Below are 22,855 nucleotides of genomic sequence, written 5' to 3'. Positions count from 1 at the left end.
CGTTGAGCAGCGCGGTACCTACGCGCTCAGCGTCGCGCGATCGAAATACAGCTGCGCGAGCGCGGTGAAGCGCACGCCGTTCACGCCCTTGCGCATCGCGATCAGCTGATCGTAGAAGAACGGGATGATCAACGGCGTTTCGTCGAGCAGCAGCGTCTGGATCTGTCCGGAGAGTTTCTTCTGCGTGGCGAGGTCGATCGCCGAGACGAACTGCGCGACCAGTTGATCGTATTGCGGATTCTTGAAGTGCGCAGCATTCCACGTGCCGTTGCTCGTCAGCGTCGCGTTGAGGAACACGTTCGGCACGCCGCGATGACCGTAGTCGGTGATGCCGAGCGGCGCGTCGAGCCAGTCGGATTTGCCCGGCGTGCCCGCGCCGTAGTACAGCGACTGGCTCTCGACCTTCAGATTGATGCGCACGCCGATCGCCTTCGCGGCGTTCTGCACGACGACCGCGAGGTCTGGAATCTCCATGTATTTTTCGGTGGTCAGCGTGACATCGAAACCGTTCGGCACGCCGGCTTGCGCGAGCAACTGCTTCGCCTTCGCGACGTCGATCTTGCGTTGCGGCACGCCTGCATCCGACGACGGAAACACCGGCGCGAACGGGCTGTCGTTGCCGAGTTGCGCGCGACCCTTGAAGAGACCGCGCACGAGCACGTCGCGATCGAGCGACAACGCGAGCGCCTGGCGCACCCGTTTGTCCTTGAAGAGCGGGCTGTCGTTGCGCATGTGAATCTGCCGATGCGCGCTCGACTTCACGCCCACTGCCTTGTAGTCCGGATTGTTCAGGATGGCCGCGCCGCCCTGCACGGTGAAGGTGCCCATCACGTCGGCCTGGTGGCCTTGCAGCGCGAGCAGTTGCGCCTGTTCGTCCGCATAGAACGAAAACTGTACGCGTTGCGGTAACGCTTTGTCGCCCCAGTAGTCGGGATTGCGCACGAACGACGCGCCGATCTTCGGCTGATACTTTTCGAGTTTGAACGGGCCGGTGCCGATGAAGCTCTTTTCGTAGTTGCCCGCGAAATTCGCGGGCAGGATCACCGCGTTGTAATTATCCGAGGATACGTAGTAGGGGAAATTGCCGATCGGCGCGTCGAGATGAAATTCGACCGTGTGTTCGTCGACGACCTTCGCACCGCCTTTGGACAGCACGCCCTTCAATACCGACAACGCGGCCGAGCCGCTCGCGGGATCGGCGAGACGGTCGAAGGTGGCGACCACGTCTTTCGCGCCGAAGCTCTGGCCGTCGTGGAATTTGACGTTGGGGCGCAGCTTGAAGGTCCACACGTCGCCCTTGTCGTTCGGCTTCCACGACAGCGCGAGCGCGGATTTGAGCATCAGCTTCTCGCCGTCGTCGTCGATCAGGAATTCGCCGGTCTGGTTTAGCAGCGCGAGACTCGCGGCGTCGGTGACGGTTAGCGGATCGACGGCGCCCGCCGGCGTCAGATGCGCGACGCGAATGGTCTGGTTCGTCGGGGCCGGCGCACCTTGCGCCCTCGCTCGCGGCGCGCCGAGCAAGCCGCCGCCCGCGAGTGAAAGACCGATCACGCTCGCGTAACGCAGCAGTTCGCGGCGCGTGATCCGGCCGGCGAGGAACTCGTCGAGGGCGTGGTTGCCGTAGGCGTCGGCGGCGAGGCGGGCTTCGTTCAATGCATCAGGGGCGAGAAATCGGTCCGCTGGCGTTTTCATCGATGGCGTGTCCAGTCCGTTCTGTTGCTGGTTCCGAAGCGTCGCGCGAGCGGCGCGACAGCGCGGAAGGCAGCGCGCTTCCCGATGGGCGGCGCGAGGTGACGGGGCCGCGGTCGCGAAGGCGCAACGCTGCGCAGAGCGGTTTCAGTGTAAGCGATTGCTCGCGGCTCTGGCGTGCAGCGTTAGCCGGTCCGCCGATAAATGAGGAGCGGTGTGTCGTCGTCACAACGTTTACCGGACACGTGCGCGCGAGAGGTGGTCGCGATTACGGAGGGAATGGCGGGACACTGGAAAAACCTGCTGACCTGCCGCTTCGGCGGCAACGGGCCGTCTCCAGCGATGAAACAGCACCGAGCCGATCCAGCACGCCATGAAGGCCGCGACGATCGCATAGCCGAGCGCGCCGAAATGATCGTTGATGCGGGCGATCGCATCCAACACGCCGCCGCTCCAGCCGAAGCGGTCCGACAGTAGTCCCAACGCCTCGATGCCGCCGATCACGATCGCGACCACCGCCGACACGAACGTGATGCTCGCGTTGTAGTACAGCTTGCGCTTCGGGTCATCCATCGCCCAGCCGTACGCGTGCACCATCAGCACGTTGTCGGTTGAATCGACGAGCGTCATGCCGGCCGTGAAGAGCGCGGGGAACACGAGGATCGAGTAGAGCGGCAGACCGGTGCTCGCCTGCGACGCAGCGATCGCGAGCAGGCCGATCTCGGTCGCGGTATCGAAGCCGAGCCCGAACAGCACGCCGACCGGGTACATGTGCCAGCTTTGGGTGACCAGCCGGAACAGCGGCCGCAACGCACGCGACAGCAGCCCGGCTGGGGCGAGCGAATCGGTTGACGCGGTGGCCGCTGCGCCATCGTGTTGCGCGTGCCGGTAGCGGCGCCACACATCGCGCAGGATCACGAGATTGACCGCCGCGAGCACCAGCAGGAATGTCGCGGAAACCAGCGTGCCGAGCGTGCCGCCGAGTTCCTTGAAGCTCTCGAAGCGCCCATGCAGCGAATGCGTGGTCCACGCGATGCCGATCGTCGCCGCGATCACGATCGTCGAGTGTCCGAGCGAAAACGCGAGCCCGATGCCGAGGGGCCGCTTGCCCGTTTGCATCAGCTTGCGCGTGACCGCGTCGATCGCCGCGATGTGGTCGGCGTCGACCGCATGACGCAGACCGAAGCCATACGCAAGCAGCGCGGTGCCGAGCAGCAGCGGGTAGTGGCGAAACGCGATCAGCGCCCACAGCCATGCGCCGAGGTTGGCGACGATCAGCACCGCGTAGAGCGTGGCGAGGCGACGGCGCAGCGAAGCGGTAGGCGTCATGTGGCGCGGGCGGGTCAGTCGGCAGGTGAATGATGAGGCATGAGCGACTCAGTGATCGTGCGGATGCTTGTGGATCGGATCGACCCAGTAGACCGTTTCGGGCTGCTCGACCGCGTCGATGTTCAGATTGACGACGACCGCTTCGTTGTCGCTGCGTACGAGCACGCATTCGAGCGGCTCGTCGGTGCTCGCGTTGATCTCCTGATGCGGCACGTAGGGCGGCACGAAGATGAAGTCGCCGGGACCGGCCTCGGCGGTGAATTCCAGATGCTCGCCCCAGCGCATGCGCGCCTGGCCGCGCACCACGTAGATCACGCTTTCGAGCGCGCCGTGATGATGCGCGCCGGTCTTCGCGTTCGGATGGATCGTTACGGTGCCGGCCCAGATCTTCTGCGCGCCGACGCGCGCCGCGTTGATCGCAGCCGCGCGGTTCATGCCCGGCGTTTGCGCGGTGTTGGTGTCGAGCTGATCGCCGCGGATGACCTTCACGCCGTGCTCGCGCCAGTCGATCTGTCCGCCGGTTTCGGCGGCTTCGTGCTCGGCCCGGTAATGCGGATGTTCGTGATCCTGGCTCATCGTGCGTCCTCCTCGGCTTGGGTGCCGCGTACCTGTTCGACATTCTGGCACGTTCAAAAAACGGCTGTGTGGCATGACGATGCCAACGGCGCCACGAAAAAAAAGCCCGCTCACAGGGAGCGGGCTTCGACTGATGACGCTCAGCGGCGCCGCGTCAGCGTCATTGCTTCTTCGCGTTGATCACGGCCTCGGCGACGTTGCTCGGTGTTTCGGCGTAGTGCTTGAACTCCATCGTATAAGTCGCGCGGCCCTGAGTGGCCGAGCGCAGCGACGTCGAGTAGCCGAACATCTCGGCGAGCGGCACCTCCGCACGCACCAGCTTGCCGCCGCCGCCCGCGATGTCTTCCATGCCTTGCACCATGCCGCGCCGGCTCGACAGGTCGCCCATCACGTTGCCCATGAAGTCCTCGGGTGTTTCCACCTCGACGGCCATCATCGGTTCGAGCAGCACGGGCTTCGCCTTGCGCATCGCCTCCTTGAACGCCATCGAGCCAGCCATGCGGAACGCGTTTTCGTTCGAGTCGACGTCGTGGTACGAACCGAAGGTCAGCGTGACCTTCACGTCGACGACCGGATAGCCCGCCAGCACGCCGGCTTTCAGCGTTTCCTGGATGCCCTTGTCGACGGCCGGGATGAATTCGCGCGGAATCACGCCGCCCTTGATCGCGTCGACGAACTCGTAGCCCTTGCCCTGTTCGGAAGGTTCGAGCGCGATCACCGCGTGACCGTACTGGCCGCGGCCGCCCGACTGCTTGACGAACTTGCCTTCGACGTCCTCGACCTTGTTGCGCACCGTCTCGCGATAGGCGACTTGCGGCTTGCCGACAGTTGCTTCGACGCCGAACTCGCGCTTCATCCGGTCGACCAGAATTTCCAGATGCAGTTCGCCCATGCCGGAGATGATCGTCTGTCCGGATTCCTCGTCGGTCTGCACGCGGAACGACGGGTCCTCCTGCGCGAGACGATTCAGCGCGATGCCCATCTTCTCCTGGTCGGCCTTGGTCTTCGGCTCGACGGCCTGCGAGATCACCGGGTCCGGGAAGATCATCTTTTCGAGGATGATCACATGATTCGGATCGCACAGCGTGTCGCCGGTGGTCGCTTCCTTCAGGCCGACGGCCGCGGCGATGTCGCCCGCGTAGACCTCCTTGATTTCCTTGCGCTCGTTCGCGTGCATCTGCAGGATGCGGCCGAGGCGCTCCTTCTTTTCCTTGGCCGCGTTGTAGACCGTGTCGCCCGAATTGACGACGCCCGAGTACACGCGGAAGAAAATCAACTGGCCGACGAACGGGTCGGTCATGATCTTGAAGGCGAGCGCCGAGAACGGATCGTCGTCGTTCGGATGGCGCTCGATCTCCTTGTCGTGCTCGTCGTGGCCGGTGATCGCGGGCACGTCGACCGGCGACGGCAGATAGTCGATCACCGCGTCGAGCATCGCCTGCACGCCCTTGTTCTTGAATGCGCTGCCGCACAGCATCGGCACGATCTCATTGGCGATCGTGCGTGCGCGAATACCCTGCTTGATTTCTTCTTCGGTCAGATGATGCTCACCGCCCAGGTACTTTTCGAGCAGTGTCTCGTTCGCCTCGGCCGCGGCCTCGACCATCTTGTCGTGCCATTCCTTCGCCGTTGCGGCGAGTTCGGCCGGAATGTCGCGATATTCGAACTTGATGCCCTGGCTCGCGTCGTCCCAGTAGATCGCCTTCATCTTGACGAGGTCGACCACACCCTGGAAGTGCTCTTCCGCGCCGATCGGAATCTGGATCGGCACGGCGACGCCCTTCAGGCGTTCGCCGATCTGCCGCTGCACGCGGAAGAAGTCCGCGCCGACGCGATCCATCTTGTTGACGAACGCAATGCGCGGCACCTTGTACTTGTTCGCCTGGCGCCACACGGTTTCCGATTGTGGCTGCACGCCGCCGACCGAGTCGTACACCATGCACGCGCCGTCGAGCACGCGCATCGAGCGCTCGACTTCGATCGTGAAGTCGACGTGCCCGGGGGTGTCGATGATGTTGATCCGATGCTCGGGGTAGTTGCCGGCCATGCCTTTCCAGAACGCGGTCGTGGCCGCCGACGTGATCGTGATGCCGCGCTCCTGCTCCTGTTCCATCCAGTCCATCGTCGCCGCACCGTCGTGAACCTCGCCGATCTTGTGGGTCACGCCGGTGTAGAACAGGATCCGTTCGGTGGTGGTGGTTTTGCCGGCATCGATGTGAGCGCTGATGCCGATATTCCGGTAGCGCTCGATGGGAGTCTTGCGGGGCACGTGAATCTCCTTGTAATGGCGCGCCTGAAACGCATGCCGGGCGACCGCGTAAGCCGTCCGGGGAGTCTGGGTGGTGCTTTAGTGCTTTATGTGGCGTTACCAAATCGAGATTACAAGGATAGCGCGTCGATTGGTCTTTTGCATGAATCCTGCCAGCCGGCGCGAAGGGCGGCCACGCGGGGCTGCGCGGGCGGAAAAAAACCCGGCGCCTCGGGTTGAGGCGCCGGGTTTTTCTGGAAAGCGAGGCGGACGGTCGGGCTGGCTAGTGGCAACTTACGGGGACGCTCGGGTGGCCGTCTGCGGGCCGCGCAGGGGCGCAGCCCGGCGGTGACGGCTTTACTGCGTGATACCCGGCACCGGCGGCAAGCCCTGGATCTGCATGCCCGGCTTGATGCCCTTGGCCGTGAACCAGCCCTTGGGCATTTCCAGCGCGAACACGCCGTTGTGCGTCGGGCAGTGGTTGTTGGTGGTCTCGGCCTTCATCTCGTCGATATCGGTGATCGTGCCGTCGGCGCGCATGAACGCGATCGACAGCGGAATCAGCGTGTTCTTCATCCAGAAGCAGTGGCCCGCGTTCTCGTTGAACACGAACAGCATGCCTTCGTTCGGCCCGAGCTTCGTGCGATACATCAAGCCCTGTTCGCGATCCGCGTCGTTGGCGGCGACGGCCGCGTCGATCACGAACATGCCGGCGGTCAGCTTGACCCGCGGAAACTCGCTCGGCTGCTTGGCGCCCGGCGGTATCTGCTGCGCCAGGGCGGGAGCCGTGGTAGCGGCGAACGACAGCGCCGCGAGCGGCAGTGCAACGGCAACGGCGAAACGCGCAACCGACGAGCGGATGGAAAATCGCACGACAAGACTCCTTGCTGAAATCGACTCGCGCATGTTACGCGAGCGCGTCAAAAACAAAAAGGCAGATCGCCTTGCGGTGATCTGCCTTACAACGCCGTAAGAACGGCAATGAAGCTAGTTCTTTACTGCGTTTTTACAAGCAACTTACTCCGAAGCTGCCGAAGCTGCAGCAGCAGCTGCTGCCTTCTTGTGCGACTTCTTGTGAGCGTGCTTGGTGGTCTTCTTTGCCGACGAAGCTGCTGCCGGAGCTGCCGGAGCTGCTTCCGGTGCCGATGCTTGTGCGAATGCTGCCGTTGCGAAGAGGCCAGCGACCAGAGCGGCGATCAGTTTGTTCATTTTGTGAATCCTCAGCTTGAGTTAATTAACCAAATGACCCGGCAAATGTAGAGTCATGTCGGTAAACGTGCCATCCACCTTTCGGTTGACAGCCGCATCGAACAAAATTTTTCGACGCGTCTGCTAGCGTTCGGACTTTCGTACTCGCCGCGCAAAAACGGCTTATGCAAAGGTCTTTAAGGCTGAATGCCGGATAGCTTCGGCGGCATCTGCGTCGAATAACGCGTGGGCTTGTACGGCGGTTGACGCGAATTGCGCGGAAATTTTTAACCTCATCGCACGCGATCGAACTGCATCGCTCAGGCTCGCGCGAGCTCATTTGTTTCACGCACTTCGGGCTTGCGTTTCACGCATTGTTTCGCGTGCTGCTACAACGAGTTAGCGTTGAATGTCACGACCGTGAAACGTGTTTGCAGTGATCACGTGCAGGCTGATTCACGTTCAGACGACGCCATCCCATGGCGCGTTCGCTCGCAACTCGATGCTCTCACCGGGCTGTAGTCCGAGTGAAAAAATGTCAAGCGCACCGATGCCGACGCGCACGAGACGCAGCGTCGGAAAACCGACCGCGGCCGTCATGCGACGCACCTGGCGGTTCTTGCCTTCTGTGATCAACAGTTCGATCCACGTGGTCGGGATCGCAGCGCGATAGCGGATCGGTGGCGTGCGCGTCCATAGCGGGCCAGACGGTTCGACGTACCGCGCCTGACATGGGCGTGTCACGTAGTCGCCGAGATCGACGCCGCGTGCGAGCTGCTTCAACGCGGCGTCGTCGACCGCGCCTTCGACTTGCGCCCAATAGCGTTTGACGAGCTTGTGACGCGGCTCAGCGATGCGCGCCTGTAGCGCGCCGTCGTCGGTGAGCAGCAGCAGGCCTTCGCTATCCGAGTCGAGGCGGCCAGCCGGATAGACACCGGGTACTTTGACCCAGTCTGCAAGCGACGCGCGCGTCTCATGTGGCGAAAATTGACAGATGGTGCCGAACGGCTTGTTGAGGGCGAGAAGGCGCATGGAGAGCGAGACGGCAGAGCAAATACGGCAGAGCGATACGGCGGGATGATAATGCATAAATCGGGATGCAGATTCTTGTATCTTTTAGAGGAGCGTGGCGCGTTCGGTGGTCCGTCCATATTGGAAAACCCGGCGCCGGGGGCGGCCGCGTCGTGCCTGGAGCGTGGGCTAGAATAGCGGCCTGGCCGCTCGCGGTGGTTCGGCATTGCGCGGCGAGGGCATCTCTTTCGCAGTCTCCCATCAGCTTTTGCACGGCTTTCACTGGAGTCCGATCATGCCGTATCAGCACATCAAGGTTCCGGCAGGTGGCGATAAGATCACCGTCAACGCCGACTTCTCGCTCAACGTTTCCGACGAGCCGATCATTCCGTACATCGAAGGCGACGGCACCGGTCTGGACATCACGCCAGTCATGCTCAAGGTCGTGGATGCGGCGGTCGAGAAGGCGTACAGCGGCAAGAAGAAAATCCACTGGATGGAAATCTACGCGGGCGAGAAGGCGACCCGGGTGTACGGCCCGGACGTATGGCTGCCGGACGAAACGCTGCAGGCGGTCAAGGAATACGTCGTATCGATCAAGGGGCCGCTCACCACGCCGGTCGGCGGCGGCATCCGCTCGCTGAACGTTGCGTTGCGCCAGGAACTGGACCTCTACGTGTGCCTGCGTCCGGTGCAGTATTTCAAGGGCGTGCCGTCGCCGGTGCGTGAGCCCGAGAAGACCAACATGGTGATCTTCCGCGAGAACTCGGAAGACATTTACGCGGGCATCGAATGGCCGGCCGAGTCCGAGCAGGCGAAGAAGATCATCAGGTTCCTGCGCGAAGAAATGGGCGTGAAGAAGATCCGCTTTCCGGATTCGTCGGGCATCGGCATCAAGCCGGTGTCGCGCGAAGGGACCGAGCGTCTGGTGCGCAAGGCGATCCAGTATGCGATCGACAATGAACGCCGCTCGGTGACGCTGGTGCACAAGGGCAACATCATGAAGTACACCGAAGGCGCGTTTCGCGACTACGGCTACGCGCTTGCGCAGAAAGAGTTCAACGCGGAACTGATCGACGGCGGTCCGTGGATGAAGGTCAGGAATCCGAAGACCGGCGGCGACGTCGTCGTGAAGGACGTGATCGCCGACGCGTTCCTGCAGCAGATCCTGCTGCGCCCGGCCGAATACGACGTGATCGCCACGCTGAACCTGAACGGCGACTACATCTCCGACGCGCTGGCCGCGCAGGTGGGCGGCATCGGTATCGCGCCGGGCGCGAATATGTCGGATTCGGTTGCGATGTTCGAGGCGACTCACGGCACGGCGCCGAAATACGCAGGCAAGGACTACGTGAATCCCGGCTCGGAAATTCTGTCAGCGGAAATGATGTTGCGCCACCTGGGCTGGTTCGAAGCGGCGGATCTGATAATCAGCTCGATGGAAAAATCGATCCTGCAAAAGCGCGTGACTTACGATTTTGCCCGTCTGATGGAAGGCGCGACCCAGGTGTCGTGCTCCGCATTTGGGCAAGTGATGATCGAAAATATGTAATTGATGCGCCGGGATTATCCGGTTTGCATAAAAACCTCGGCGCCAGCAAACGGCCGGGGTATTTTTTTACCCGGAAGTTTCACGCGATTTCCATGCGGGAAAATCCGCTGCAACAGAAAGCCGCCGCAAAAAAGAAACCCGGCGAGAAGCCGGGTTTCAGAAAGGACGGGTAACGAACCGCCGCAGTGCCGCCTCAGGCAGGAGTCTGAATGTTCGATGCCTGTTTGCCTTTCGGGCCTTGCACAACCTCGAAGGTGACCTTCTGACCTTCCTTCAGGGTTTTGAACCCATTCATCTGGATGGCCGAGAAGTGTGCAAACAGATCCTCACCACCCTCATCAGGCGTGATGAATCCGAAACCTTTGGCGTCGTTAAACCATTTGACCGTACCAGTTGCCATTTCCAACTTCCCCTGTAACTCATGTCACTACCACGAGCCCTCGAAAAGCCACGACTGCGCGAGGCAGTCGTCCCCTCCTCACAAGCTCACCATCGGCATTTTTTCGAAATTATGGCTTAGTGAAAAAAGTGCCAGCTTGATTGTTGGGGCTCTTTATTCGAGTGTCAAGAAAATTTTGAGACGTCGTTGTCGCGTTGCAAACAGGCCGCTTTCCAGGGTTTTTACCGCTTCCGTATGTGCGGTGGCGCAAGCGGCGTGGCTTGAAAAGTCGCATAATCGACTCACATGCTGACTGTGCCCGCGGCGCCGACGCCCAGCGCGGCGAGCGCTCGAAGCCAGTACCGGCAGGTTGTGCGATACTCGATCCGACCGCGGTGCAGCACGCACCGTGCATGACAGGATGGGGGCCGGCACCGCAATCGGCCCGTCGAAAACGCGACAGGCCGGCCAATCATGACAGCGTCGTGACCGCCGGGCGGCAGCGAACGGGCTCATCGGCCAGGCGGCCGGGTTTTGACAGGATTGCGGGCCTGTCCTAGTTGTTTAGAATGGGTGTATGGCGATTATCCCGGACAAGCAGGACGGCACCGTACTGGAGCGGCAGGAGCAGAAACTCAAGCCGCCGTCCATGTACAAGGTGGTGCTGCTGAATGACGACTTCACGCCGATGGAATTTGTCGTGATGATCGTGCAGGAATATTTCAATAAGGATCGTGAAACCGCAACGCAGGTCATGTTGAAGGTGCATCGCGAGGGCAGGGGAGTTTGTGGGGTCTATACGCGGGACATCGCGTCGACCAAAGTCGAGCAAGTCGTTACCCACGCACGGCAGGCCGGGCATCCGCTGCAGTGTGTGATGGAGGAAGCATGATTGCCCAGGAACTGGAAGTCAGCCTGCATATGGCGTTCATGGAAGCGCGCCAGGCAAGGCACGAGTTCATAACGGTCGAACATCTTTTGCTCGCGCTGTTGGATAACCCGACGGCGGCAGAGGTACTGCGTGCGTGCGCGGCCAATATCGAGGATCTGCGCCAGAACCTGCGCAACTTCATTCATGACAACACGCCGACCGTGCCGGGCACGGACGACGTCGACACGCAGCCCACGCTCGGTTTCCAGCGTGTGATCCAGCGCGCGATCATGCATGTGCAGTCCACCTCGAACGGCAAGAAGGAAGTGACCGGCGCGAACGTGCTGGTCGCGATCTTCGGCGAGAAGGATTCGCATGCGGTGTACTACCTGCAGCAGCAGGGCGTCACGCGTCTGGACGTGGTCAATTTCATCTCGCACGGTATCGCCAAGACGAGCAGCTCCGACGCCGCGAAAGCGAGCGACGCGAATGCCGAGTCCGACGAAGCCGCCGCGCAGAAGGAAACGCCGCTCGCCCAGTTCACGCAGAACCTGAACCAGATGGCGAAGGACGGCCGCATCGATCCGCTGATCGGACGCGAGTCGGAAGTCGAGCGTGTGGTCCAGGTGCTGTGCCGCCGGCGCAAGAACAATCCGCTGCTGGTCGGCGAGGCCGGTGTCGGCAAGACCGCGATCGCCGAAGGGCTCGCATGGCGCATCACGCGCGGCGAAGTGCCGGACATCCTCGCGGATGCCCAGGTGTATTCGCTCGACATGGGCGCGTTGCTCGCTGGCACCAAGTATCGCGGCGACTTCGAGCAGCGTCTGAAGACGGTGCTGAAGGAACTGAAGGAGCGTCCTCACGCCATTCTGTTCATCGACGAAATCCATACGCTGATCGGCGCGGGCGCCGCGTCGGGCGGCACGCTGGATGCGTCGAACCTGCTGAAGCCGGCGCTCTCGTCGGGCACGCTGAAGTGCATCGGCGCGACCACCTTCACTGAATATCGCGGCATCTTCGAAAAGGACGCGGCGCTGTCGCGTCGTTTCCAGAAGGTCGACGTGACCGAGCCGACCGTCGAGCAGACGGTGGCGATCCTGCGCGGGCTGAAGTCGCGTTTCGAGGAGCACCACGGCGTCAAGTATTCGTCGGGTGCGCTGTCGGCGGCGGCTGAGCTGTCGGCGCGCTTCATCACCGATCGTCATTTGCCGGACAAGGCGATCGACGTGATCGACGAAGCGGGCGCGGCGCAACGCATTCTGCCGAAGTCGAAGCAGAAGAAGACCATCGGCAAGAACGAGATCGAGGAAATCATCTCGAAGATCGCGCGCGTGCCGGCGCAAAGCGTGTCGCAAGACGATCGCAGCAAGCTGCAGACGCTCGACCGCGACCTGAAGAGCGTCGTGTTCGGCCAGGACCCGGCGATCGACGCGCTGTCGGCTGCGATCAAGATGGCGCGCGCGGGCTTGGGCAAGCTCGACAAGCCGATCGGCGCGTTCCTGTTCTCCGGTCCGACCGGCGTCGGCAAGACCGAGGTCGCGAAGCAGCTCGCGTTCACGCTCGGCATCGAGCTGATCCGCTTCGACATGTCGGAGTACATGGAGCGTCACGCGGTGAGCCGGCTGATCGGCGCGCCGCCGGGCTACGTCGGTTTCGACCAGGGTGGCCTGCTGACCGAGGCGATCACGAAGAAGCCGCACTGCGTGCTGCTGCTCGACGAAATCGAGAAGGCGCATCCGGACATCTTCAACGTGCTGCTGCAGGTGATGGACCACGGCACGCTGACGGACAACAACGGCCGCAAGGCGGACTTCCGCAACGTCATCATCATCATGACGACGAACGCGGGCGCCGAGGCGATGGGCAAGTCGGTGATCGGCTTCACGAACCGCCGCGAGGCGGGCGACGAGATGGTCGACATCAAGCGCATGTTCACGCCGGAGTTCCGCAACCGTCTGGACGCGACGATCAGCTTCCGTGCGCTCGATGAGGAAATCATCATGCGCGTGGTCGACAAGTTCCTGATGCAGCTGGAAGATCAGCTGCACGAGAAGAAGGTCGATGCGCTGTTCACCGATGCGCTGCGCAAGCATCTGGCGAAGCACGGTTTCGATCCGTTGATGGGCGCGCGGCCAATGCAGCGCCTGATCCAGGACACGATCCGTCGCGCGCTCGCCGATGAGCTGCTGTTCGGCAAGCTGATGAACGGCGGCCGTGTGACGGTCGACGTCGATGCCGAGGACAAGGTGCAGTTGACCTTCGACGAGCATCCGGCGCCGCGTAATCCGAATCCGGAGGCGGTGGAAGTCGAGTGATGTCAGTCAGGCCGGCGGCGAGTCGAACTGGCCTGACACAAAAAAACAGAACGGCGCGGGTTTTATCCCGCGCCGTTTTTTTATGCTCTGACTTTCTGCTCGCGGCGGCGTGCGCTGAACGCCGCGGCCGCCGCGTCGCGGCAATCGATCAATGCTTGCCGGTGCTGCCAAACCCGCCCGCGCCGCGCACGCTTTCCTCGAAGTCCTCGACGATGTTGAACCTGGCCTGCACGACCGGCACGATCACCAGTTGCGCGAGGCGTTCCATCGGATTCAGCACGAACGTCGTTTCGCCGCGATTCCACGTCGAGATCATCAGTTGGCCTTGGTAGTCGGAATCGATCAGGCCGACCAGATTGCCGAGCACGATCCCATGCTTATGGCCGAGACCCGAGCGCGGCAGAATCAGCGCCGCATAACCGGGGTCGCCGACGTGGATCGCGAGTCCGGTCGGTACCAGCGCGGTTTCGCCGGGCTTCAGCGTCAGCGGTTCGTCGAGGCAAGCGCGCAGATCGAGGCCGGCGCTACCGGTCGTTGCGTAAGCGGGGAGTTGTTCGCGCATGCGCTGATCGAGAATCTTCAGGTCGAGTTTCATTCAGGTTCGATAGTGGGGGTGGGTGTGGTGGAGGGGCGCGCGGCGGACTCTGGCAAAACCTCTGTGATCAAGCCGCCTGGTTCGAGCCGAGCTGGAACGCCTCGGCGAGCAGTTCGTAGGAGCGCAAGCGGGCGCGATAACTGCCCGCGACGGTCAGCACCATCAGTTCATCGGCCTGGAACTGCTGCTGCAAATCCGTGAGCCGCTCGGTCACGCGCTCAGGCGTGCCGATGATGCTGCGCGGCTTTTCGCGGTCGATTACGAGCTGTTCGCGCTCGCCATATTCCTGTGCGATGCCTTGCTCGATCGACGGAATCGGTTCGTTCAGACCATACGCCATCTGCACGCGACGCAGATCGACGGCTTTTTCGAGGTCCGCGGCTTCCTGCTCGGTGTCCGCGCAGATCACGAAGACCGCGGCCGCCAGATACGGTTTCGATGCCTCGTTGCCAGCCTGGAAGCGCTCGCGATACGCCAGCGCGACCTGCTTGCCGAAATGCGCGTTGATGAAATGCGCGAACGAGAAGCGGATGCCGAGCTGCGCCGCGAGCAGACCGCCGAATTCGCTCGAGCCGAGCATCCACAGCTGCGGGCGCGTCTCGATCTGCGGCTGCAGCAGCACACCCTGCGCGAGATGATCGTCGGGCAGCGCGCCGTGCATGAGGCCGAGCAGCTCGGCGACCTGCTGCGGAAAAAGCTCGCCGCGATTGTAAGCGCCGGCGGCGACCGCCTGCGCGGTGCGCATGTCGCCGCCCGGCGCGCGTCCGACGCCGAGATCGACGCGGTTCGGAAACAGCGCCTCGAGCATCATGAACTGCTCGGCGACCTTGAACGGGCTGTAGTACGGCAGCATGATGCCGCCCGAGCCGATGCGAATGCGTTTGGTCACGCTGCCGAGGCGCGCCAGCATCACTTCAGGGCAGGGATTCGACACGCCGCGCAGGCCGTGATGCTCGGCGCACCAGTAGCGCGTGTAGCCGAGATCGTCGGCGAGCTGCGCGAGTTCCACGGTCGCGGCGATCGCGTCCGCCACCGAATGGCCGGCGATCACCGGTGTTTGATCGAGCACGGAGAGTAGCGTCATGGCAGTAGTGCTCCAGGTGATTCCGGTCGGCTAGCCAGGCAAAGGCGGTAGGGCCAGACGGGCCCACCGTCGCTTGCTCGTTCAGCCAACCGGACTGATGCCGGGCGGCACACGCTTCGCGATTTCCGCGATCAGCGCGCGCGCCAGCGTCTGCTTGTCGGCGCGTGGCAGCTTCGTCGCGCGGCCTGCTTCGAACAGAATCACTTCATTGTCGTCGAGCCCGAACGTTTGCGGCCCCAGATTGCCGATCAGCAGCGGCACGTTCTTGCGCGCGCGCTTCTCCTCGCCGTGGACTTCGAGATTGTCGCTTTCGGCAGCGAAGCCGACCGCGAACGGCGGCTTCGGCAGCCGGGCGACCGCGGCGAGGATGTCCGGATTTTCGACGAATGAAAAGTTCGGCAGCGTGCGCTCGGCGGTCTTCTTGATCTTCCGATCGCTGACGTGGTCGACGCGCCAGTCGGCCACCGCCGCAACGCCGATGAAGATGTCCGCCTGCGCGACCGCGCGCATCACCGCGTCGTGCATCTGCTGAGCGGTCTGCACGTCCTCGCGCAATACGCCCCACGGCGTTTCCAGCGCGACCGGACCAGCCACCAGATGCACGTCGGCGCCGGCCTGCTGCGCGGCGCGCGCGAGCGCGAAGCCCATCTTGCCGCTCGAACGATTGGTGATGCCGCGCACCGGGTCGAGCGGCTCGAAGGTCGGCCCGGCGGTCAGCAGCACGCGCCGGCCGGACAGGATCTTCGGCGCGTAGAACGACGCGATCGCCTCGTAGGTCGCGGCCGCTTCGAGCATGCGGCCATCGCCGATCTCGCCACAGGCCTGCGGGCCCGAATCGGGGCCTAGCACTTCGACGCCGTCCGCGCGCAATTGCGCGGCGTTGCGTTGCGTGGCCGGGTTCTGCCACATCTGCCGGTTCATCGCCGGCACGACGAGCAGCGGGCAGTCGCGCGCAATGCACAGCGTCGACAGCAGATCGTCGGCCATGCCGTGCGCGAGCTTGGCAAGGAAGTCGGTCGATGCTGGCGCGATCACGATCGCATCGGCTTCGCGCGACAGGTCGATGTGCGCCATGTTGTTCGGCACGCGAGCGTCCCACTGGCTCGTGTAGACCGGCCGGCCCGACAGCGCCTGCATCGTGATGGGGGTGATGAACTGGGTGGCCGCATCGGTCATGACGACCTGCACGGTCGCGCCTGCCTTGGTCAGCAGACGCGTCAGTTCGGCGATCTTGTAGCAGGCGATGCCGCCCGTCATGCCGAGGACGAGGTGTTTGCCTGCGAGTTCAGCGGTTGCCAACGAAAGCCTCCGACAAAGCGTGATCGCGAGGCGGCGCGAGGGCGTTGCCCGTCTCCGTCGCCGCGCGTTTCAAACCGGACGTGAGGCGCGGCTCTCGCAACCGCGGCCGTGCCTCACGTCGGCGACGTTAGCGTGTGCCGCGTACCCGCCGCAGCTCGTCGATCACGAGCAGGATCGCGCCGATCGTGATCGCGCTGTCGGCGAGATTGAACGCCGGCCAGTGCCAGCCGCCCACGTGGAAGTCGAGGAAGTCGATCACGTGGCCGTACGCGAGCCGGTCGATCACATTGCCGAGCGCGCCGCCGAGAATCAGCGCGAGCGCCGTGCAGAACATTTTCTGCCCGCTATGCCGCTTGAGCAGGTAGCAGATCACGAGCGCCGCGATCACGCCGAGCGCGGTGAACGCCCAGCGCTGCCAGCCGCCCGCCATCGCGAGGAAGCTGAATGCGGCACCGCGGTTGAACACGAGAATCAGGTTGAAGAACGGCGTAACCTCGTGCGGCACACCGTAGGCGAACACTTTGCGCACCGCGATTTTCGTCAGCTGGTCGAACAGGATGACGATCAGCGCGATGCCGAGCCAGGGTGCGAGCGAGCCGCTTGCGGTGGACGTTTTCGACATGGTTCTCGCCATTATGCCGCGCTCCTCGTTTCGCCACTGCCGAACAGATTGCTGAAGCAGCGGCCGCACAGCGACGGATGCTCGGGGTTCGCGCCGACGTCCGCGCGATAGTGCCAGCAGCGTTCGCACTTCAGGTACTTCGAGGCGATCACTTCGACACCTTCGTCCGCTTCGCTATCGACCTTGACGACGCTCGCCGCCGACGTGATCAGCACGAACTTCAGGTCGTCGCCGAGACTCGCGAGCGCGTCGTAACGCGCGCCGCTCGCGCGGATTTCGACTTCCGCCTGCAGCGACGAGCCGATCAGGTTCGCGACCCGAGCCTCTTCGAGCGCCTTCGTCACGTCGCCGCGGACTGCGCGCAGCAGCGTCCACTTGTCGAGCAGCGCGCCCGCGTCCGGCACGGCCGGGAACGCGTGGTAGGTCTCGGTGAAGATCGTTTCGCTGTTCGGCTGGAACAACTTCCACGCTTCTTCCGCGGTGAATGACAGGAACGGCGCCATCACGCGCAGCAGGCCGTGAGCGATGTGATAGAGCGCGGTCTGCGCCGAGCGGCGCGCGACCGAATCCGGCGCCGTCGTGTACAGGCGGTCCTTCAGCACGTCGAGGTAGAAGCCGCCCAGGTCTTCCGAGCAGAACGTTTGCAGCTTGGCGACGACCGGGTGGAACTCGTACTTCTCGTAGTGCGCGAGGATGTCGTTTTGCAGATTCGCCGACAGCGCCACCGCGTAACGGTCGATTTCCAGCCAGTCTTCGACCGGACGCGCGTGCTGCGCGAAGTCGAAGTCCGACAGGTTCGCGAGCAGGAAGCGCAGCGTATTGCGGATACGGCGATAGCCTTCCGTCACGCGCTTCAGGATTTCTTCGGAGATCGCGAGCTCGCCCGAGTAATCGGTCGACGCGATCCACAGGCGGATGATTTCCGCGCCGAGGCGGTTCGCCACTTCATGCGGATCGATGCCGTTGCCGAGCGACTTGCTCATCTTGCGGCCTTCGCCGTCGACGGTGAAGCCGTGGGTGAGCAGCGCGTTGTAGGGCGGGCGGCCGTCGAGCATCGAGGCGGTCAGCAGCGACGAATGGAACCAGCCGCGATGCTGGTCCGAGCCTTCGAGGTACAGGTCGGCCGGGAACTGCAGCTCGTCCTTGTGCGAGCCGCGCAGCACATGCCAGTGTGTGGTGCCCGAGTCGAACCACACGTCGAGGGTGTCGCGGTTCTTTTCGTACAGGTTCGCGTCGTCACCGATCAGCTCGCGCGGATCGAGCGTCTGCCATGCCTCGATGCCTTCCTTTTCGACGCGCTGCGCGACCTGTTCGAGCAACTCCAGCGTGCGCGGATGCAGCTCGCCGGTTTCCTTGTGCACGAAGAACGCCATCGGCACGCCCCACTGGCGCTGGCGCGACAGCGTCCAGTCCGGGCGGTTCGCGATCATGCTGAAGAGGCGCTGCTTGCCCCACGACGGATAGAACGCCGTGTTCTCGATGCCTTCGAGCGCGGTCTCGCGCAGCGTCTTGTCGCCGTCGTTCGGCTTCACGTCCATGCCGGCGAACCACTGCGATGTGGCGCGGTAGATGATCGGCGTCTTGTGGCGCCAGCAGTGCATGTAGCTGTGCGTGTACTTTTCGGTTCGCAGCAGCGCGCCGGCGCCTTGCAGCGCCTCGACGATCTGCGGATTCGCCGCCCAGATCGACAGGCCGCCGAACAGCGCGAGCGATTCGATGTAGCGGCCGTCGCCCATCACCGGATTGATGATGTCCGAGTCGGCCATGCCGTGCGACTTGCACGACACGAAGTCTTCCACGCCATACGCGGGCGACGAGTGCACGATGCCGGTGCCGGTTTCGGTCGTCACGTAGTCGCCCAGATAGACCGGTGCGGTGCGCTTGTAGCCCGGGTGCGCGGACGCGAGCGGGTGATTGAAGCGCAGGTTCACGAGCTTTTCGCCCGGCGTCGTCGCGATGACCTTTCCTTCGAGGCCGTACAGCTTCAGGCAGTCCTCGACGCGTTCCTCGGCGAGGATCAGCAGGCCGCGCGGCGTGTCGACGAGCGCGTAGACGATTTCCGGGTGCAGGTTCAGCGCCTGGTTGGCGGGAATGGTCCACGGCGTGGTGGTCCAGATCACGATGCCGCCTTCGTTGCGCGGCAGCGCGGCGAGGCCGAACGCCTGCGCGGTCTTCTCCGGTTCGGCGAAGCTGAACAGCACGTCGATGGTCGGATCGGTCTTGTCCTTGTACTCGACTTCCGCTTCAGCGAGCGCCGAGCCGCAGTCGAAACACCAGTTGACCGGCTTCAGGCCGCGGAACACGTAGCCCTTTTCCATGATTTTCGCGAGCGCGCGGATTTCGCCGGCTTCGTTCGCGAAGTTCATCGTCTTGTACGGATTGTCCCAGTCGCCGAGCACGCCGAGGCGGCGGAAGCCGGCCTTCTGCTTTTCGATCTGCTCGGTCGCGTAGGCGCGCGCCTTCTGCATCACTTCGGCCGCCGGCAGCGACTTGCCGAACTGCTTTTCGATCTGGATTTCGATCGGCATGCCGTGGCAGTCCCAGCCCGGCACGTAGACCGCGTCGAAGCCCGCCAGATTGCGCGCCTTGACGATCATGTCCTTCAGGATCTTGTTCACCGCGTGGCCGAGGTGGATGTCGCCGTTCGCATACGGCGGGCCATCGTGCAGGATGAACTTCGTGCGGCCCTTGGAGGCGGCGCGGATCTTGTCGTACACCTTGCGTTCCTGCCAGTCCTTGACCCATTGCGGCTCGCGCCTGGGCAGGTCGCCGCGCATCGGAAACGGCGTGTCGAGCAGGTTGACCGGGTAGCGGGACTGCGGTTTCGAATCGGCTTTCTTGTTGCTCATGATGTGGGTGGCGGTGAATTCGTTTCTATGCGTAGCGGCGCGCGGATTGCGCGCTGCGCGAGGAGCGGGGCGCGCCCGGCAGGCGGCCCCGCGTGAAGCCCGGATGCCCTTCGATGCGCGCGGCGACGGTTCGTGCGGCGCGGCGCGCCGGCCCGAACCGCGGCGGTTATCTAATTCGGTCGGTGGCCGAAGTGGCGAAACCGGTGGAACGGCTGCCCGGCGTGCCGGCGCCCACCGCGGCGAACCATGCACGCGCATTGGCGACGTCGCGCGCGATCGCGGCGGTCAGCGTTTCGAGGTCGACGAACTTCTCCTCGTCGCGCAGCTTCTTCAGAAATTCGACGCGCACGAGTTTGCCATACGCATCGCCGTGCCAATCGAGCAGGTGCACTTCGAGCAGCACGCGGCCGGAATCGTCGACGGTGGGGCGCAGGCCAAGGCTCGCGACGCCCGGCAGCGGGTGCTCGGCGATGCCGTGCACCTGTACGACGAAGATGCCGGCCAGAGCCGGACGCTTGTGCGCGATCGGCAGATTGAGCGTCGGAAAGCCGAGATCGCGGCCGAGCTTCATGCCATGGGTGACGTGGCCGCTGATCAGATAGTCGCGGCCGAGCGCGGCGCGCGCCGAGTCGAGGTCGCCCGCGACCAGCGCCGCGCGCACGCCCGAGCTCGAGATGCGCGCGCCCGACGGATCGGCGACCGTCGCCATCTGTTCGACCTCGAAGCCGTAATGCTTGCCGGCCTCCCGCAGCGACGCGAAATCGCCGGCGCGCTTCGCGCCGTAGCGGAAGTCGTCGCCGATCATGATCCAGCGCGCGTGCAAGCCGTTGACGATGATCCGCTCGACGAATGCATCGGGCGACTGGCTCGCGAACGTGTGATTGAAGTGCTCGACGACGACCCGGTCGACTCCGTTGGTGCGCAGCGCCTCGAGCTTGTCGCGCAGCATCGCGATGCGCGGCGGCGCGCCGGCCGGGTTGAAGAACTCGCGCGGGTGCGGCTCGAAGGTCATCACGCAGACGGGCAGGCCACGCGCGTTGGCGGCCGCGCGCACGTGCGCGAGCAGAGCCTGGTGGCCGCGGTGGACACCGTCGAAGTTGCCGATGGTCAGCGCGCACGGCGCGCGGCTCTCGGCATTGGGAAGACCGCGGAAGACTCTCACGATAGCGGATTGCTGCGATTGCAATAGGGACGCGGGTAGGGTGCCGCAAAACAATCGATTATAAACGCTTGGCGCAATAGACGGCTGCGCGGTCGCGGTCGGGCGATTGCCGAATGATAAAATCCGCGCATGAAAAAACTCGTCATCCTGATTTCCGGGCGGGGTAGCAACATGGAAGCCATCGTGCGCGCTTGCGCGAGCGAAGGCTGGCCGGCGCGGGTCGCCGCCGTGATTGCCAACCGTCCCGATGCCGCGGGGCTCGCATTCGCGGCGTCGCATGGCATCACCACGGCGGTGGTCGACCACCGCCAGTTTCCGGATCGCGACAGCTTCGACGCGGCGCTCGCCGAGCAGATCGACGCTATCGCGCCGGACCTCGTCGTGCTCGCGGGCTTCATGCGGGTGCTGACCGAGCGCTTCGTCGACCATTACGCCGGGCGCATGCTGAACGTGCATCCGTCGCTGCTGCCGAGCTTTCCGGGCCTGCAGACTCACCAGCAGGCGCTCGACGCCGGCGTGCGGTTCCACGGCGCGTCGGTGCATTTTGTCACATCAAAGCTGGATCACGGGCCGATCGTCGTGCAATCGGCCGTGCCTGTCGAGGCGGGCGATACCGCACAGACGCTCGCCGCACGCGTGCTCGCCACCGAGCACATCATTTATCCACGCGCGGTGCGCTGGTTCGTCGAAGGGCGTCTCGCTCTGGACGGCTCGCGCGTCACGCTTACGCCGTCGGAGCCGCAATGGCTCTTTGCCGGTCACACCGCCGGAGAGGGCGCATGAGATTGCATGGTTTCCTGATTGGACAAACTGAAACGCTGTTGGCCGAAGTACTGCGGCTGAACGGCCCCGCTGACGCCACCACGAGCCGCTTCTTCCGCGCGCATCCGAAGCTCGGCCACGCCGAGCGCGGTGTGATCGCCGAGGCGGTGTTCGCGGTGCTGCGCCGCCGGATGGAGTTCGCGCATCTGGCCGAAAGCGGCACCGGCAGCCCGGCGCGCCGCATGGCCCTGCTGGGCCTGATGCAAACGGTCGGACGCTCGGCGCTCAAGCCGTTCGTCACCGAGGCCGAGGCGACGTGGCTCGAACACGTGTCGAAGATCGACCCGGAAAGCCTGCCGCTGCGGATTCGCCTGAATCTGCCCGACTGGATCTGCCAGGCTTTGAGCACGCGTTTCGAGGGCCCTGAGCTCGCGCAGCTGGCCGCCGCGCTGAACTATCCCGCGCCGCTGGATCTGCGCGCGAACCCGATCAAGGCGAGCCGCGACGACGTGCTGGGCGCGCTGGCGAAGGCCGGCATCGAGGCAGGCGCGACGCCGTTCGCGCCGCTCGGCGTGCGCGTGGTCGGCAAGCCGGCGTTGACGAAGCTCGACGCGTTCCAGCAGGGCTGGCTCGAAGTGCAGGACGAGGGCAGCCAACTGCTGTGCTCGCTGGTCGCGCCGCGGCGCGGCGAGATGATCGTCGATTTCTGCGCCGGCGCGGGCGGCAAGACGCTGGCGCTCGGCGCGGCGATGCGCTCGACCGGCCGGCTCTACGCGTTCGACATCTCCGAGCGGCGTCTCGCGAAGCTGAAGCCGCGTCTCGCGAGGAGCGGTCTGTCGAACGTGAACCCGGTGCTGATCGACAGCGAACACGACGCGAAGATCAAGCGTCTGGCTGGCAAGATCGACCGCGTGCTCGTCGATGCGCCGTGCAGCGGCCTCGGCACGCTGCGCCGCAATCCGGACCTGAAGTGGCGCCAGTCGCCGGAGTCGATTGCCGAGCTGGCGCCGAAGCAGGCGTCGATTCTGGCGAGCGCGGCGCGTCTCGTGAAGAAGGGCGGGCGGCTCGTCTATGCCACGTGCTCGATTCTCGACGCGGAAAACGAGGCGGTCGTGCAGCAGTTCCTCGCCGACCACACTGATTTCGCGCTGGTGCCCGTGCGCGACGTGCTCGCCGAGCAGCGCATCGAGCTGGAGATGGGCGACTACCTGTCGCTGTGGCCGCACCGCCACGCGACCGACGGCTTCTTCGCCGCCGTGCTCGAGCGCCAGAGCTAGGCAACCGGCTGCAGGCCGGCGCGCGCGGATTGGCCGATGAATCCGCA

General features: G+C 64.0%; 19 protein-coding genes. 5 read left to right on the top strand and 14 right to left on the bottom strand.

Features of this window, described 5'->3' with window-relative positions; all coding sequences use genetic code 11:
- Positions 1-18: 18 nt before the first annotated feature.
- The 7 genes from VSR82_RS32400 to VSR82_RS32370 form a co-directional block, all read right to left on the bottom strand.
- Positions 19-1,692 (bottom strand): ABC transporter substrate-binding protein, encoded by a 1,674-nt coding sequence (locus VSR82_RS32400; protein ID WP_429458141.1) that lies wholly within the window; start codon positions 1,690-1,692, stop codon positions 19-21.
- 231 nt (positions 1,693-1,923) lie between these two features.
- Entirely contained in the window at positions 1,924-3,018 is a 1,095-nt protein-coding gene (locus VSR82_RS32395; protein ID WP_498858390.1) for a HoxN/HupN/NixA family nickel/cobalt transporter, read from the bottom strand.
- Positions 3,019-3,066: 48 nt separating this feature from the next.
- The gene (locus tag VSR82_RS32390) at positions 3,067-3,594 is read right to left on the bottom strand and encodes a cupin domain-containing protein (RefSeq protein WP_368584775.1); all 528 of its coding nucleotides are present in this window, start codon (positions 3,592-3,594) and stop codon (positions 3,067-3,069) included.
- 160 nt (positions 3,595-3,754) lie between these two features.
- Positions 3,755-5,863 (bottom strand): elongation factor G, encoded by a 2,109-nt coding sequence (fusA, locus tag VSR82_RS32385; protein WP_368584776.1) that lies wholly within the window; start codon positions 5,861-5,863, stop codon positions 3,755-3,757.
- Positions 5,864-6,199: 336 nt separating this feature from the next.
- A complete protein-coding gene (locus tag VSR82_RS32380) occupies positions 6,200-6,715 on the bottom strand; it encodes a DUF192 domain-containing protein (RefSeq protein WP_368584777.1) in 516 nt (171 codons plus the stop codon).
- A gap of 144 nt (positions 6,716-6,859) precedes the next feature.
- A complete protein-coding gene (locus VSR82_RS32375; RefSeq protein ID WP_083788686.1) occupies positions 6,860-7,051 on the bottom strand; it encodes a hypothetical protein in 192 nt (63 codons plus the stop codon).
- Between the two features lie 441 nt (positions 7,052-7,492).
- Complete coding sequence (locus VSR82_RS32370) at positions 7,493-8,062, bottom strand: pseudouridine synthase (RefSeq protein WP_429458148.1); 570 nt, start codon at positions 8,060-8,062, stop codon at positions 7,493-7,495.
- A gap of 274 nt (positions 8,063-8,336) precedes the next feature.
- On the opposite strand from VSR82_RS32370, the gene icd reads away from it, so the two are divergent.
- The gene (gene icd / locus VSR82_RS32365; protein ID WP_429458150.1) at positions 8,337-9,593 is read left to right on the top strand and encodes an NADP-dependent isocitrate dehydrogenase; all 1,257 of its coding nucleotides are present in this window, start codon (positions 8,337-8,339) and stop codon (positions 9,591-9,593) included.
- A gap of 193 nt (positions 9,594-9,786) precedes the next feature.
- On the opposite strand, the gene cspD is transcribed toward icd, so the two are convergent.
- Positions 9,787-9,993 carry a cold shock domain-containing protein CspD gene (gene cspD, locus VSR82_RS32360; RefSeq protein ID WP_176105238.1) on the bottom strand — a complete coding sequence of 69 codons (207 nt, stop codon included), beginning with the start codon at positions 9,991-9,993 and terminating at the stop codon, positions 9,787-9,789.
- Between the two features lie 556 nt (positions 9,994-10,549).
- On the opposite strand from cspD, the gene clpS reads away from it, so the two are divergent.
- Together clpS and clpA are read left to right on the top strand one after the other, a co-directional pair.
- A complete protein-coding gene (gene clpS / locus VSR82_RS32355) occupies positions 10,550-10,864 on the top strand; it encodes an ATP-dependent Clp protease adapter ClpS (RefSeq protein ID WP_008919570.1) in 315 nt (104 codons plus the stop codon).
- On the top strand, positions 10,861-13,158 hold the full coding sequence (gene clpA, locus VSR82_RS32350) for an ATP-dependent Clp protease ATP-binding subunit ClpA (RefSeq protein WP_368584780.1): 2,298 nt from the start codon (positions 10,861-10,863) through the stop codon (positions 13,156-13,158). The genes clpS and clpA overlap by 4 nt, the downstream gene beginning before the upstream one ends.
- Before the next feature lie 148 nt (positions 13,159-13,306).
- Here clpA and dut read toward each other — a convergent pair whose 3' ends face one another.
- The 6 genes from dut to VSR82_RS32320 all read right to left on the bottom strand — a co-directional run bounded on the left by dut (position 13,307) and on the right by VSR82_RS32320 (position 20,769).
- Positions 13,307-13,753 (bottom strand): dUTP diphosphatase, encoded by a 447-nt coding sequence (dut, locus tag VSR82_RS32345; protein ID WP_013090304.1) that lies wholly within the window; start codon positions 13,751-13,753, stop codon positions 13,307-13,309.
- A gap of 67 nt (positions 13,754-13,820) precedes the next feature.
- Complete coding sequence (locus tag VSR82_RS32340; protein ID WP_429458153.1) at positions 13,821-14,837, bottom strand: LLM class flavin-dependent oxidoreductase; 1,017 nt, start codon at positions 14,835-14,837, stop codon at positions 13,821-13,823.
- An 81-nt stretch (positions 14,838-14,918) separates the two neighbouring features.
- Complete coding sequence (gene coaBC, locus VSR82_RS32335; protein ID WP_498858389.1) at positions 14,919-16,136, bottom strand: bifunctional phosphopantothenoylcysteine decarboxylase/phosphopantothenate--cysteine ligase CoaBC; 1,218 nt, start codon at positions 16,134-16,136, stop codon at positions 14,919-14,921.
- A 127-nt stretch (positions 16,137-16,263) separates the two neighbouring features.
- Complete coding sequence (gene lspA / locus VSR82_RS32330; protein ID WP_368584783.1) at positions 16,264-16,770, bottom strand: signal peptidase II; 507 nt, start codon at positions 16,768-16,770, stop codon at positions 16,264-16,266.
- Positions 16,770-19,607, bottom strand: coding sequence for an isoleucine--tRNA ligase (gene ileS / locus VSR82_RS32325; protein WP_498858388.1), 2,838 nt, complete (start codon positions 19,605-19,607; stop codon positions 16,770-16,772). Before ileS ends, lspA begins: the two co-directional genes overlap by 1 nt.
- A 166-nt stretch (positions 19,608-19,773) precedes the next feature.
- Complete coding sequence (locus VSR82_RS32320) at positions 19,774-20,769, bottom strand: bifunctional riboflavin kinase/FAD synthetase (protein ID WP_176105244.1); 996 nt, start codon at positions 20,767-20,769, stop codon at positions 19,774-19,776.
- 129 nt (positions 20,770-20,898) lie between these two features.
- On the opposite strand from VSR82_RS32320, the gene purN reads away from it, so the two are divergent.
- Positions 20,899-21,552 (top strand): phosphoribosylglycinamide formyltransferase, encoded by a 654-nt coding sequence (gene purN / locus VSR82_RS32315; protein WP_429458158.1) that lies wholly within the window; start codon positions 20,899-20,901, stop codon positions 21,550-21,552.
- Entirely contained in the window at positions 21,549-22,808 is a 1,260-nt protein-coding gene (locus VSR82_RS32310; protein WP_368584786.1) for an RsmB/NOP family class I SAM-dependent RNA methyltransferase, read from the top strand. Before purN ends, VSR82_RS32310 begins: the two co-directional genes overlap by 4 nt.
- Positions 22,809-22,855: the final 47 nt, after the last annotated feature.

Source organism: Burkholderia sp. JPY481 (assembly GCF_038900515.1).
In the GTDB taxonomy this organism is placed as follows: domain Bacteria; phylum Pseudomonadota; class Gammaproteobacteria; order Burkholderiales; family Burkholderiaceae; genus Paraburkholderia; species Paraburkholderia youngii.
Note: the sequence above shows the minus strand (reverse complement) of the source record. Positions and strands in the feature narration are given on the sequence as shown.

Coding starts and splice junctions, on each gene's coding strand:
- VSR82_RS32340 (WP_429458153.1), bottom strand. CDS start 14,837: ATGACGCTACTCTCCGTGCTCGATCAAACACCGGTGATCGCCGGCCAT.
- lspA (WP_368584783.1), bottom strand. CDS start 16,770: ATGGCGAGAACCATGTCGAAAACGTCCACCGCAAGCGGCTCGCTCGCA.
- ileS (WP_498858388.1), bottom strand. CDS start 19,607: ATGAGCAACAAGAAAGCCGATTCGAAACCGCAGTCCCGCTACCCGGTC.
- dut (WP_013090304.1), bottom strand. CDS start 13,753: ATGAAACTCGACCTGAAGATTCTCGATCAGCGCATGCGCGAACAACTC.
- icd (WP_429458150.1), top strand. CDS start 8,337: ATGCCGTATCAGCACATCAAGGTTCCGGCAGGTGGCGATAAGATCACC.
- VSR82_RS32395 (WP_498858390.1), bottom strand. CDS start 3,018: ATGACGCCTACCGCTTCGCTGCGCCGTCGCCTCGCCACGCTCTACGCG.
- clpA (WP_368584780.1), top strand. CDS start 10,861: ATGATTGCCCAGGAACTGGAAGTCAGCCTGCATATGGCGTTCATGGAA.
- VSR82_RS32400 (WP_429458141.1), bottom strand. CDS start 1,692: ATGAAAACGCCAGCGGACCGATTTCTCGCCCCTGATGCATTGAACGAA.
- VSR82_RS32375 (WP_083788686.1), bottom strand. CDS start 7,051: ATGAACAAACTGATCGCCGCTCTGGTCGCTGGCCTCTTCGCAACGGCA.
- VSR82_RS32370 (WP_429458148.1), bottom strand. CDS start 8,062: ATGCGCCTTCTCGCCCTCAACAAGCCGTTCGGCACCATCTGTCAATTT.
- cspD (WP_176105238.1), bottom strand. CDS start 9,993: ATGGCAACTGGTACGGTCAAATGGTTTAACGACGCCAAAGGTTTCGGA.
- clpS (WP_008919570.1), top strand. CDS start 10,550: ATGGCGATTATCCCGGACAAGCAGGACGGCACCGTACTGGAGCGGCAG.
- VSR82_RS32310 (WP_368584786.1), top strand. CDS start 21,549: ATGAGATTGCATGGTTTCCTGATTGGACAAACTGAAACGCTGTTGGCC.
- purN (WP_429458158.1), top strand. CDS start 20,899: ATGAAAAAACTCGTCATCCTGATTTCCGGGCGGGGTAGCAACATGGAA.
- VSR82_RS32390 (WP_368584775.1), bottom strand. CDS start 3,594: ATGAGCCAGGATCACGAACATCCGCATTACCGGGCCGAGCACGAAGCC.